The following is an 11372-nucleotide window of genomic DNA, read 5'->3' on the forward strand; positions in this document are numbered from 1 at the left end:
CCGGCCATGGAACTCTTCGAAGCGATCCATGCCCGCCGGGCGGTGCGGAAGTACCGGCCGGACCCGGTGCCAAAAGAGGAGATCCAGAAGATCCTCGATGCGGCCAACCAGGCCCCGTCCGCCATGAACCTCCAGCAATGGGAGTTTGTGGTGGTGACCGGGGAAAAAATACGGGAGATGGGAGGCTCCTACCGGGCAATCGTCGAGGAATTTACCCGGAACTGGGACCCCTCCCCGCTCCGGGGCTCCCTGTCCCGCGAGGAGTTCATCCGGTTTGCGGCGTCGTACGGCGGTGCCCCGGTGGTGATCGTGGTCCTGACCAATGCAGCGGATACCGACGATTTCCGCAGGGCAAACCTTGAAAGTGCGAGTGCGGCGATGGAAAATCTCATGCTCGCCGCAACGGCGCTTGGCCTTGGCACCTGCTGGATGACCGGCCCCTTGCGGGATGAAAAAGCGCTGCGCCGGATCCTCGCGATCCCGGAAGACCGGGAGCTCGTGGCGGTCACCCCGCTCGGGTACCCGGAAGTGGTGCCGGCCGGACAACCCCGCCATGACCCGGAGCTGGTGCAGAAGGTCCGGTGGGTGGGGTGATTCCACGGTGCCCGGAAGAGCGAAGCATGTACTGTCAGGAACGCGGAAAAAATGCCCGTTCACATGGGTATATGAATGAGCAAACAGGAGATCCCCGTATGGAAGCACGTGACGCCATCATGACACGCCGCAGTGTCAGGAAATACAAAAAACAGCAGATACCGGACACCGTCCTTGCAGAGATCCTCAAAGCGGGGACCTATGCCCCTTCTGCCCTTGCCCTCCAGTCGTGGGCATTTGTTGTCATACAGGATCAGGAATTCCTCGCCAGAGTTTCCGATTACTGCAAACCCATTATGATTGCGCACATGAAGGATGCTCATGACGGGATGTCCGATGGGTTCCGGGCAATGCTCGAAAGCCCCGGATACTCGATCTATTACCATGCCCCGACGGTTATCATGGTTATCGGTAAAACAGGGAGCCGGTTCCGGGAGATAGACTGCTCCCTCTGCGCAGAGAACATGATGCTTGCCGCCCATGCGCTCGGCATCGGCAGCTGCTGGGTGGGATCAACGGAAGTCGCGTATGATAACAGGGAGCTCATGACAGGGTTCCGGATCCCCGAAGGCTACAGTCCGGTCGGGACTATTGTGTTCGGGTATCCTGAAGAAAAACCCGAAGCGCATGACAAGCATCCCGCGAAGGTGACGTGGGTCAGGTAATATCCTGTCTTAACAGGATCTCAGGTGATGCAGGGTTATTCCCCCACCTTTTCAAGGATAATTTCGATATGATCCAGTTTTTTCTGCATAGACTCAAGGGACTGCCTGATCCGGCAGATCTCACCCTTGAGATCTGAGAGTTCCGCTTTCCTATCAGCTGATGCGCCCGTCACTTTCTCGATCCAGTCTTTGAGGTCACGGGTATCCCCCTCGTTGATGATCCCGGTCAGTCGCGTATCCATAGGTCTCACTCCGATACCTTTGAAAGGATCTGCTCGATATGATCTACCTGTTTCTGCATAACTTCGACAGATTGGCGGATCCCGCACAGTTCCGCATTCATCTCTGAAATCTCCGCGCGTCTCTCGTCAGATGCCCCTGCAAGTTTCTCGATCCATTTCTTGAGATCGTCTGTATCCCCGAATTTCCAGTCCACCATAACTGTTACTCTCCGACTTTTTCCAGAATACGTTCGATATTGTCCAGTTTCTGCTCCATCCGCGTGAATTTTTCATTCATGGCGGCCATCGTTGCAGCAGTAGCTTCCCGTTCGGCTAGCATCGCGTCGAGGTATTTTTCGATCCAGCCCTTTACCCGTGTTACTGCCAGGTAGATTGCGAGAACGACAAGGAGAACGAGAAACGCCTGCGTGAGGATCCACGCCAGTGAAAGGACTAAAACTCCGAGCCCATTATACGTCTGAAGGGCTTTTGTATCCGCTTGGTTTGACATCCAGTAGGATCCTGCAACCGCTGCTGCAACAAGCAGCCCGAGCAGTATAATCATTAATACGATCACGATCTTTGTTATCCAGTGAAATCCTCTTATCGTTTTCATACATTCCATAATCAGACCTCTCCCATTTTCTCGATTAAATCCAGGTTCACCATCAATTCAAAGGGCACTGCCTTGTAGTACCTTTTGAGGTACGGCGGGTCATCGGAAACGCGGTTGGTACCCACTACAAGGCCGGCCTTCTCGAACTGCTTTAAGTAAATGTTCACGAGAGGCCGGGAGATCCCGACCTCTTCGGAAATCTCTCGCGCAAATTTTTCTTCCCGGGAGATCGCCATGAGTATGTTGAGCCTCTGCTCGTTCCCGAGAAAACTCAGGAGCTTGGCGAGTTCCGGAATGGATGTTGGGCTCAGCATGCTTATGTGTTTAATTATTTTTACACATGATAAAATTTTGTGTTGGCCCTTGCCCGGCACGTTCCGGAAGATGCAAAGGGACGGGTGGGTAGGGGGCCGGCCTGATGAGCAATAAAAAAAATGGCCGGCCCGGACTTTTTTTGTAAGAGGGGACCCCCCACCCCCTCCGGCCCGGTCGTCCGGCGTGCAAAGAAATTTTTTTGTCAGATGTACATTTGATAATCAAGTGTGCATCTGATAATCAAATGATCAACTGACAACCGGTTTCCGGGATTTTTTCACACGAGCTGCAATGCCAGGGTGCCCGATGCAGTGATCCGGTAATATTTTTCCTTCCGGTTTCCGGCCGGGCCCGGCACTTCCTGCACTAGATCTGCGCTGGCAAGCGTAGTTAACAGGCTCGAAAACGTTCCCTGGGAGAGGACCGGGATTGCCGCCCGCTTCCCGGTGACGGCATCGGTCTTTGTCTTCGACACATTCATTTTGACCCCCGATTTCTTCACCGGCACATAGAACGCCTCCAGCTGGGTGAAGAGGTAGGAGCGGGGCAGGACCCGGGGGGCGGTATCGTTCTTTCCCGGCGTCCCGGCGAGCACCGCGAGTATCCGCATATAGTTTGGGTTTGCCGCGATCTCTTTAAGCGGGATGGCGGGGACGGCCAGTTTCTCCGCCGGCCCGACGGTACCTTTCCGCCCCTCGAATGCATAGTACGCCCCGCCGCCGAGCCAGAGCGAGATTTGGAAAAGGGCAACGGCAAGGTCTTTTGAGCCCCCTGATAGATCGAACGTGAACCGGGCACCGGGCGACTCCCTTTTGATCTTCTGCACGGCTGCGGCAACCGAGGCTCCTGCCGGAGGGGCGATGTACACGAGTATGGCAGGAATATTCAGGGTGGCGGCGTGGGCCTTCGCCTCCGTGACCGCTTCCCTGACTGCGTCCTTGTGTGTCTTTACTTCTTCGCTGTCCCGGGACGTGTTGGTAAAGATCTCCGTGTCGGCAAAGATGACGATCCGGGTAATGTCCTGCAGGTCCCGGACCGCTGCCGCACAGGCCGCTTCCATCTTCTCTCCCGCCGCAACGATATGGATGTGTTCCTGCCGCTCCATGAAAAGCATAAGGGCACCGGATGAGAAAATCCTGTTCCCCCACACCATTTCCACACCTTTATCTGGGAGGTGCGCCAGATGGTGAGATACCAAAGGGAGAAGATACTATGGCCACCGATCCGGTCTGTTTTATGATAATCGATGAAGATACCGCCCAGTTCAAGAGCACGTACAGGGATACTGAATACTATTTCTGCTGCAACTACTGCAAGAAGCAGTTCGATGAGAACCCGAAGAGGTACAGCCGGCTCGCAAACGATATGACGGTTGACCTGGGAGCGGGTATCTGAAGGATACCGGCGTACTCCTGTCCGTCTGCGACGGTCACCAAAAACACGTTTTTACCCGGGCGCGACAAAGGAAGAACTGAAACATTTTACGGGAAGACCGATATGACACCCCCGGATACAATCGCCGGGACACTGGCCGCCAACGGCCGGGTTCTCTTTGGCGGTGCCCCCGTAATAATCCCCGATATTGCCTGCACAAACGGCGTGATCCACGGGATCGGCCGGGGTATCATCCCCCGGTAACCGGTTACTGCGGCATTAAGAAACGCCGTACACGTGCCGGATCATGTTCGTGACATCCGCGTCACTGAGCGAGTAGGCGATTTCGGGTTGGCCGGCGAGCGAGAGGAAAAGGTACATGATCGCAATGAAGGCGGCAATGGCGACGATGATCGCCACGACAACAAAGATCACCATGTGGAGCACGGGCGCCGGCTGGAACGGAACGGTCCCGGCATTCATCTTCTCGGCAGTCGAGTACGCGTCATAGATCCCGTACAGCCAGATGATAATCCCGGGGATGAGAAAGAGGAAGAACCCGAAGAACGTCCCGAGGAACACGAGGTATCCCCGCAGGATATTTCCCTCGTAGACCTGCCCGAGGCCGGGGACAAACGTCGAGCCTGCGAGGGCAAGGAACGTGCTCTTGCTCCCGGTGTCCTGCGCGGGCGGCGGATTTTGCGGCGTCACAGCGTCGGGAATTCTCGCACCGCACTCATTGCAGAATTTTGCCGTATCCGGGACGTTCGCACCACAGGAACTGCAAAACCGGGTCATGGTGGGTAGTTTAGAGGTTTCCCCCATTATATATTCCCCTGGGGGGGCAGACTCCTGCCGCCCCGCGTCACCATACAAACATCTTATAAGATTCCGTGATGAATATTTCCTCCGTTGAATAGTCCTTTTTAACACTTCAATAAAACAGCAGAGGTCCAGCCATGAATCAATCATCCGTCGTCGACAGCATTCTCTCCGCACGCTACCTTCGGAAAGGGGAGAAGACCTATGAAGATATCTGCCGCCGTGTAGCCTCGGCACTCGCAGATGATGAGACCGAGAAAGCCCGGTTTTATGAGGCAATGATCTCGTTGCGTTTCCTGCCAAACTCGCCCACGCTCATGAATGCGGGCACCGATATCGGGCAGCTCTCCGCCTGCTTCACCCTCCCGGTCCCGGATTCCATCGATGGGATCTTCGATGCGATGAAGGAAGGCGCGATCATCCACAAGACCGGCGGGGGCACCGGGTACAATTTTTCCCATATCCGGCCGGAAGGTTCTCCCGTGCAGTCCACCGATGGCGTCGCGTCGGGCCCGATCTCCTTTATGCGGGTCTTTAACGCGGCGACCGATGTGATCAAGCAGGGCGGCCGCCGGCGCGGGGCGAACATGGGGATCCTCAATGTCTGGCACCCCGACATCCTCTCGTTTATTGCCGCGAAGAAGAAGGAGGGGGATTTCTCCAACTTCAACATCTCGGTGATGGTAAACGACAAGTTCATGGACCTCGTGGAGAAGCGTAAGTTCGACGACGTCTGGCTCACGAACCCCCACACGGGAGCAAAAGTCACGGTCGGCGCGATCTGGACGGGCATTGTCGAGGGGATCTGGAAGAACGGCGAGCCGGGCATCCTGTTCTACGATGAGATCAACCGGCACAACCCGACCCCCCAGCTCGGGGAGATCGATACCACGAACCCCTGCGGCGAGCAGCCGCTCCTGCCCTACGAGAGCTGCGTCCTTGGGAGCATCAACCTTGCTGCCTGCGTTCATGATGGCGTTCTTGACGAGGATCAGCTCCGCGAGACCGCCCGGATGGCGACCCGGTTCCTCGATCTTGTGATTGAGAAGAACGTGTTCCCGATCCCGCAGATCGCGGAGGCAACCCGGCGGACACGGAAGATCGGCCTCGGTGTCATGGGCGTCCACGACGCGATGCTCATGCTTGGCCTTGCCTACGACACTCATGAGGGCCGGGCATGGTCCGAACAGGTCATGAAACTCGTGACCGACACGGCAGTCGACGAGTCCCACAAACGTGCCGAAAAACTGGGAACCTTCCCGGCATGGCAGGGAAGCATCTGGAAGGACTTTAAAGTCCGGAATGCGGCGATGACGACGGTCGCCCCCACGGGAACGATCTCGCTCCTTGCCGGGTGTTCAAGCGGTATCGAGCCGGTCTTCTCGTTTGCCTACACGAGGAAGAATACGGTCGGCAAGACCTTTGTCATCGTGAACCCGGTGTTTAAGGAAGCGCTCGTGCATTCCCTGTCCGTAATGGGTTTTGCCGGCGACGAGCGGGCAAAGAAGGTTGAAGAGGTCATCTCTCACGTTCACGAGAAAGGGACGATCCAGGACCTTCACTGGCTGCCAAAAGAGTTCCTTGCACTCTTTAAGACGGCGCTCGATATCCCGTGGCGGGATCACATCCGGATGCAGGCCAGTTTCCAGAAGCATGTCCACGCCTCGATAAGTAAGACCATCAACATGCCCGGGTCGGCTTTGCGAGAGGACTGCGAGGAGGCGCTCATGATGGCGTGGAAACTCGGCCTCAAGGGGATCACCATCTACCGGACCGGGAGCAGGGATGATGTCGTGCTCGCGTTAAAAGAAAAGATCCCCTCCCCCGAAGTACCAGCCCATGCCACGACCGCAGCGACCCTGAGGGCGATGCCGGAGAAGATCCCGTCGCTGTCTATCAACAGGCCCAAGGAGCTTGCCGGCCGGACCTATCTCTGCCAGTCGGGGTGCTGCCGTCTCTACGTGACGGTAAACCTGATGGAGGGAAAACCCATGGAGGTCTTTATCCGGACGGTCGGAAACGGGGGGTGCGACGCGAACAGCAGCGCCCTTGGCCGGGCGATCAGCACCGGCCTCCAGAGTGGCGTGCCCTACGGGAAGTTTGTCAAGCAGTTCGCAAAAGTGAACTGTATCTCCGCCATCAAGAACCCCTCGTCGGAAGGCCATTCCTGTGCGGATGTTGTGGGGCGGTGTATCGAACTCTCGGCCAAAAACCAGAGCATCGCAACCTTAAACGACTGGAATATCAAAAAGACCGGCGAGCAGCGGCTTTGTCCTGAGTGCAGGGAACCCCTTGACTTTGGCGAGGGCTGCAACCAGGGGATCTGCAAGCACTGCGGCTGGACCGGGTGCAGCTGAGTTTTATTGTACTCACTTGCATACCCGTCGTAAAATAATTCATTTTCAGGATCAAATCGGTTGGCATTTATCCTGTATCAACCAAAATCAGATAATCGCGATGTGGTGAAGCGATGTTCTCGGTGTTATATCTCGACGATGATTCCGCGCTGCTTGATCTCGCCAGGATCTTTCTTGAAATGTCAGGAAAACTGCGGGTCGATACTGCCCAGTCTGTCGGGGAAGCACTCGATAAGATAAAGCACAGGAAGTTCGACGGTATCATATCAGACTACGAGATGCCCGCGATAAACGGCGTTGAATTCCTCCGGCATATCCGTCTCCACCACCCCAGTCTCCCGTTTGTCCTCTTCACCGGGAGGGGCAGGGAAGAGATCGCCATTGAGGCGCTTAACAACGGCGCCGACTTCTATCTCCAGAAAGGCGGGAACCCGAAGTCCCAGTTTGCCGAACTTGAATCCAATCTCCTGCATGCTATCGACCGCAAACAGGCGCGCGATGACTTAACGGAGTCCCGGCTGCTGATGGCAAATCTCATCGATTTTCTCCCGGATGCAACGTTTGCCATCAACCGGGAGAATATGGTGATCTCCTGGAACCGGATGATGGAGACGATGACCGGGATACCTGCCAGTGCGATCCTCGGAACTGAAAAATATGCGCAGGCTCTCGCACGGTTTAATGAAGCAAGGGTTCCGCTGGTGGATCGTGTTCTCAATCCTGATACCGGACAGGCAGTGGCGGATCCGTCCCTGACCCGGGAGGGGAGTTCTCTCATCTCTGAATTCTACAGTCCGGCATTGCATGATGGCAAGGGCGCTCATCTCTGGCTGATTGCATCCCCGCTCTGCGATACCAATGGCAACGCGATCGGCGCAATCGAATCGATCCGCGATATTACCGCGAGGAAAGTGGCCGAAGAGAAACTGAAAAGCACCTACGAGGAGCTGAACGCTTCCTACGAGCAGCTGACCGCGACCGAAGAGGAACTGCGTGCGAACTATAACGAGCTGACACGAGGCCAGCAGGAACTTTATAAAAGCGAGGAGCGGTACCGGAACGTGGTGGAGGACCAGACGGAGTTCATCTGCCGGTTTTTACCGGATGAGTCGCATATTTTCGTGAACGACGCGTACTGCCGTTATTTCGGGAAGACCCGCGAGGAGATCATCGGGCACCGGTTTACACCGGAGATTCCCAAAGAAGATCTTCCGATTCTCAAAGCGCATTTTGCATTGATTACGCCCGACGACCCGGTGCAGACCGTAGAACACCGCATCCGCATGCCCAACGGTGAGATCCGGTGGCAGCAGTGGTCTGACCGGGCTGTTTTTGACCGGAACGGGAAGGTGACGGAGTATCAGTCGGTTGGCAGGGATATTACCGAACAAAAAGAAGCCGTGAAACGGCTGAAAAGAACCCACGAAGAACTGAACGCCTCCTACGAGCAGCTGACCGCGACCGAGGAGGAACTGCGCCAGAATTACGAAGAGCTCACAAAAAGCCAGCACGAGCTTCAGAAGAGCGAGGAACGGTACCGAAACGTGGTGGAGGACCAGACGGAGTTCATCTGCCGGTTTTTACCGGATGGGTCGCATATTTTCGTGAATGACGCGTACTGCCGTTATTTCGGGAAGACCCGCGAGGAGATCGTCGGGCACCGGTTTGCCCCGGATATCCCCAAAGAAGACCTTCCGATTCTCAAGATGAATCTGGCCTCGATCACACCCGACCACCCGGTGCAGACCGTAGAACACCGCATCCGCATGCCCAACGGTGAGATCCGGTGGCAGCAGTGGTCTGACCGGGCTGTTTTTGACCGGAACGGAAAGGTGACGGAGTACCAGTCGGTTGGCAGGGATGTTACCGACCGCAAGCGCACGGAGCAGGCCCTGCACGAAGCGAACAAGAAACTCACCCTGTTGTCATCCATAACCCGGCATGACATCCTCAACCAGCTGACCGGGCTTCAGGGATATATCGGGTTGATCGAGGCAAAGATCACGGACCCGGCAATCAGGACGCTGGTACACCGTGCGTTCCAGTCAAGCGAGGTGATCCGCGACCAGATCTCGTTTACCAAGCAGTACGAGGACATTGGCGTGCAGAGTCCCAACTGGCAGAATGTCTCTTCACTCGTCACAGAGGTGTGCCGGGATAACCGGTTCCCGACAGTCTCTGTCGATCCGTTCCTCACTGACCTGGAGGTTTTTGCCGACCCCCTCCTGAAACTGGTATTTTTCAACCTTTTTGAAAATGCCCGGATGCACGGCAAGACCGTGACGAAGATCGTGGTAAGCGGGACCGTATCCCCGGATGGGGCCGAGGTCACCGTTGCCGATGACGGAAAAGGGATACCCCTCTCTGAAAAACAGAAAATCTTCGAAAAAGGTTTTGGCTCGCATACGGGGCTGGGGCTTTATCTTGCTCAGGAAATTCTCTCCATCACCGATCTCACCATCCGGGAGACCGGCGAACCTGGCAGAGGGGCACGGTTCGTGATCCATATTCCGAAAGGGGCGTACCGGGCAACCCCCGCCGCCCAGCCCTCCTGACACGGGGTCCTTCCTGCCCGCCACCGTCTAAAAGATAGTGCCGGCCGATCCCTTGCGCCCGGTGGAAATCCCGTTTATCCGGGAAAAAAGAAGCAGGGGGTGATCCCGTTTAGTTCCCGGGCCTGCCGGCATCGGTCTCGATGGGGATCTGCAGTTCGGTCAGAAGTTCGTCTTCCCTAACAACATCCGGGTCCGTCAGGTACACCTCGCGCTGGAGGCCGCAGGGGATGCAATTTTGTTCCTCAGCATAAGCCCCGATCCGGCTCCATGCCTCGTGGAGCTTGGAGTACGATCCCTTGTGGATGAGCGAGAGGCACTTCCCGCCCGGCAGGGTCCGGACTTCCATCTCCGGGAGAGAGAGGACGATCCTGCCGGTGATGGGGGCAGCACATTCTATGTTTGCATCCTTCTCGCGGTACTCGCAGTCATAGTACAGCGTCATGAACGGCCCGGTTACTTTCAGCCCGTTCCTCTGGTTCTCCTCCGAGAAGATCTGGCTGCAGAGCGCCGGCATGAGCCGGCAGATCGTCTCGCTGTACGCGCCGGTCCCTTTCTTTCCCACAATCCGCTGGGGCGGGACATCCTTGATGAGAGGTTCATTGAGTGACATGTAGATTAGCTCCAGGGAGGCATCCTCGTTTTCGAGGATCGCCTCGATCTGTTGTAACCTCTGGACTTCGGACCTGATCTCCTGCCGGCGTCTCCCGAATAGTTCCCGGATGGTATTGGCGTCATGGTTTGTTTTTGCCACAAGGAGCATGTCGATCTCGCTTAAGGAGAACCCCAGGTCGCAGAGGGTCTTGATGGAGACGCCCCGTGCGATCTGGGCTCCCGTATAATAGCGGTAGCCGGTGCAGAGATCCCTGCCTTCCGGCACCAGCAGCCTGCGTTAGTCGTAGAGGCGAAGCGCCTTCTGGCTGAGCCGGGTGATGAGCGAGAACCTGCCGATGGGGATCTGGTCGTATGCCATTGTTACGGTACTATGTGCTGTCCGGGACAAAATAGGGTGTTGGAGTCTTCCGTGGGGGAGGGTTGGGTCTGATCCTTCATTCGCATTGAGTACCGGGAGTCTCCTTTAAGCCAGAGCGGCACCGGGAACCGTCCCGGCGGGAAGCGTTCTGGTCCGGCGGAGATAGTGAAACGAGTGCCGACCACGGGATCCCCGTGCGGATCCGTGCGTCGTATCCGGTGTTGAACAATAAACGCCGGTGCCGTATCGGTACCAGTTTCTTTTAAGAAAATCCGGATTCCGGACTGTGAAAAAAATATTTTTTTAGATGAAGAGCGGCGCGAGCACGAGCGTTAAGGTCGCAAGGAGCTTGATGAGCACGTGGAGTGACGGGCCGGCGGTGTCCTTGAACGGGTCGCCGAGCGTGTCGCCGATGACGGCTGCCTTGTGGGCCTCGCTGCCCTTGCCGCCGTGGGCACCGCTTTCAATGAATTTCTTGGCATTGTCCCATGCACCGCCGCTGTTATTGAGGATCAGGGCAAGGAGAATGCCGGTAATGGTTGCGACCATGAGGAAGCCGGCGAGGGCCTCGTGCCTCATGGTGACACCGATGAGGATCGGGAACCCGATCACCAGAATGCCGGGGAGGACCATGTTTCTGAGGGCACCCTGGGTCGTGATATCGATGACGGCTGCATAATCGGGCTTCTGGGTGCCTGCCATGATGGCCGGGTTCTTGAACTGGATGCGGACTGCTTCGATGACCGACTGTGCGGTCTTGGAAACTGCACGGATAGCGAGGCTCGCAAAGAGGAAGACGAGCATTGCGCCGAGAAGTGCCCCGACAAAGACCGGGACGCTTGCAAGGTTGACGACATCGAATGCCTTGCCGGTGAGCTTGGCA

General features: G+C 56.6%; 14 protein-coding genes. 6 read left to right on the top strand and 8 right to left on the bottom strand.

Annotated elements, in window-relative coordinates; translation table 11 throughout:
• The first annotated feature begins 6 nt into the window (after nt 1-6).
• Entirely contained in the window at nt 7-594 is a 588-nt protein-coding gene (locus WCX19_RS11790) for a nitroreductase family protein (RefSeq protein WP_373008352.1), read from the top strand.
• A 98-nt stretch (nt 595-692) separates the two neighbouring features.
• Nucleotides 693-1259, top strand: a complete 567-nt coding sequence (locus WCX19_RS11795; RefSeq protein WP_373008354.1) for a nitroreductase family protein — start codon at nt 693-695, stop codon at nt 1257-1259.
• Nucleotides 1260-1294: 35 nt separating this feature from the next.
• Here WCX19_RS11795 and WCX19_RS11800 read toward each other — a convergent pair whose 3' ends face one another.
• The 5 genes from WCX19_RS11800 to WCX19_RS11820 form a co-directional block, all read right to left on the bottom strand.
• Nucleotides 1295-1501, bottom strand: coding sequence for a hypothetical protein (locus WCX19_RS11800; protein WP_373008356.1), 207 nt, complete (start codon nt 1499-1501; stop codon nt 1295-1297).
• A 5-nt stretch (nt 1502-1506) separates the two neighbouring features.
• Nucleotides 1507-1698: a hypothetical protein gene (locus WCX19_RS11805; RefSeq protein ID WP_373008357.1), complete on the bottom strand. Its 192-nt coding sequence runs from the start codon at nt 1696-1698 to the stop codon at nt 1507-1509.
• Between the two features lie 5 nt (nt 1699-1703).
• A complete protein-coding gene (locus WCX19_RS11810; RefSeq protein WP_373008359.1) occupies nt 1704-2105 on the bottom strand; it encodes a hypothetical protein in 402 nt (133 codons plus the stop codon).
• A 2-nt stretch (nt 2106-2107) separates the two neighbouring features.
• Nucleotides 2108-2410, bottom strand: a complete 303-nt coding sequence (locus tag WCX19_RS11815; protein WP_373008361.1) for an ArsR/SmtB family transcription factor — start codon at nt 2408-2410, stop codon at nt 2108-2110.
• A 278-nt stretch (nt 2411-2688) separates the two neighbouring features.
• Nucleotides 2689-3564, bottom strand: a complete 876-nt coding sequence (locus tag WCX19_RS11820; protein WP_373008363.1) for a hypothetical protein — start codon at nt 3562-3564, stop codon at nt 2689-2691.
• Between the two features lie 59 nt (nt 3565-3623).
• Here WCX19_RS11820 and WCX19_RS11825 point away from each other — a divergent pair, with 59 nt between their 5' ends.
• Both WCX19_RS11825 and WCX19_RS11830 read left to right on the top strand, forming a co-directional pair.
• Nucleotides 3624-3806, top strand: a complete 183-nt coding sequence (locus WCX19_RS11825) for a YHS domain-containing protein (RefSeq protein WP_373008365.1) — start codon at nt 3624-3626, stop codon at nt 3804-3806.
• Nucleotides 3807-3908: 102 nt separating this feature from the next.
• Entirely contained in the window at nt 3909-4049 is a 141-nt protein-coding gene (locus WCX19_RS11830) for a fasciclin domain-containing protein (RefSeq protein ID WP_373008367.1), read from the top strand.
• Between the two features lie 15 nt (nt 4050-4064).
• Here WCX19_RS11830 and WCX19_RS11835 read toward each other — a convergent pair whose 3' ends face one another.
• The gene (locus WCX19_RS11835) at nt 4065-4583 is read right to left on the bottom strand and encodes a zinc-ribbon domain-containing protein (RefSeq protein WP_373008369.1); all 519 of its coding nucleotides are present in this window, start codon (nt 4581-4583) and stop codon (nt 4065-4067) included.
• Between the two features lie 161 nt (nt 4584-4744).
• On the opposite strand from WCX19_RS11835, the gene WCX19_RS11840 reads away from it, so the two are divergent.
• Together WCX19_RS11840 and WCX19_RS11845 are read left to right on the top strand one after the other, a co-directional pair.
• On the top strand, nt 4745-6964 hold the full coding sequence (locus WCX19_RS11840) for an adenosylcobalamin-dependent ribonucleoside-diphosphate reductase (protein ID WP_373008371.1): 2220 nt from the start codon (nt 4745-4747) through the stop codon (nt 6962-6964).
• A 113-nt stretch (nt 6965-7077) separates the two neighbouring features.
• Complete coding sequence (locus tag WCX19_RS11845) at nt 7078-9519, top strand: PAS domain S-box protein (protein ID WP_373008373.1); 2442 nt, start codon at nt 7078-7080, stop codon at nt 9517-9519.
• A 109-nt stretch (nt 9520-9628) separates the two neighbouring features.
• Here WCX19_RS11845 and WCX19_RS11850 read toward each other — a convergent pair whose 3' ends face one another.
• Entirely contained in the window at nt 9629-10396 is a 768-nt protein-coding gene (locus WCX19_RS11850) for a GyrI-like domain-containing protein (protein ID WP_373008375.1), read from the bottom strand.
• 396 nt (nt 10397-10792) lie between these two features.
• A partial coding sequence (locus WCX19_RS11855; RefSeq protein WP_373008377.1) for a sodium/proton-translocating pyrophosphatase occupies nt 10793-11372 on the bottom strand: 580 nt, incomplete at its 5' end.

The organism is Methanoregula sp. (assembly GCF_041663825.1).
Lineage (GTDB): Archaea > Halobacteriota > Methanomicrobia > Methanomicrobiales > Methanospirillaceae > Methanoregula.

Excerpts from the sequence above, each read along its gene's own strand:
- WCX19_RS11800 (WP_373008356.1), bottom strand. The coding sequence starts at position 1,501 with ATGGATACGCGACTGACCGGGATCATCAACGAGGGGGATACCCGTGAC.
- WCX19_RS11810 (WP_373008359.1), bottom strand. The coding sequence starts at position 2,105 with ATGGAATGTATGAAAACGATAAGAGGATTTCACTGGATAACAAAGATC.
- WCX19_RS11805 (WP_373008357.1), bottom strand. The coding sequence starts at position 1,698 with ATGGTGGACTGGAAATTCGGGGATACAGACGATCTCAAGAAATGGATC.
- WCX19_RS11825 (WP_373008365.1), top strand. The coding sequence starts at position 3,624 with ATGGCCACCGATCCGGTCTGTTTTATGATAATCGATGAAGATACCGCC.
- WCX19_RS11845 (WP_373008373.1), top strand. The coding sequence starts at position 7,078 with ATGTTCTCGGTGTTATATCTCGACGATGATTCCGCGCTGCTTGATCTC.
- WCX19_RS11830 (WP_373008367.1), top strand. The coding sequence starts at position 3,909 with ATGACACCCCCGGATACAATCGCCGGGACACTGGCCGCCAACGGCCGG.
- WCX19_RS11820 (WP_373008363.1), bottom strand. The coding sequence starts at position 3,564 with ATGGTGTGGGGGAACAGGATTTTCTCATCCGGTGCCCTTATGCTTTTC.
- WCX19_RS11835 (WP_373008369.1), bottom strand. The coding sequence starts at position 4,583 with ATGACCCGGTTTTGCAGTTCCTGTGGTGCGAACGTCCCGGATACGGCA.
- WCX19_RS11840 (WP_373008371.1), top strand. The coding sequence starts at position 4,745 with ATGAATCAATCATCCGTCGTCGACAGCATTCTCTCCGCACGCTACCTT.
- WCX19_RS11795 (WP_373008354.1), top strand. The coding sequence starts at position 693 with ATGGAAGCACGTGACGCCATCATGACACGCCGCAGTGTCAGGAAATAC.
- WCX19_RS11790 (WP_373008352.1), top strand. The coding sequence starts at position 7 with ATGGAACTCTTCGAAGCGATCCATGCCCGCCGGGCGGTGCGGAAGTAC.
- WCX19_RS11815 (WP_373008361.1), bottom strand. The coding sequence starts at position 2,410 with ATGCTGAGCCCAACATCCATTCCGGAACTCGCCAAGCTCCTGAGTTTT.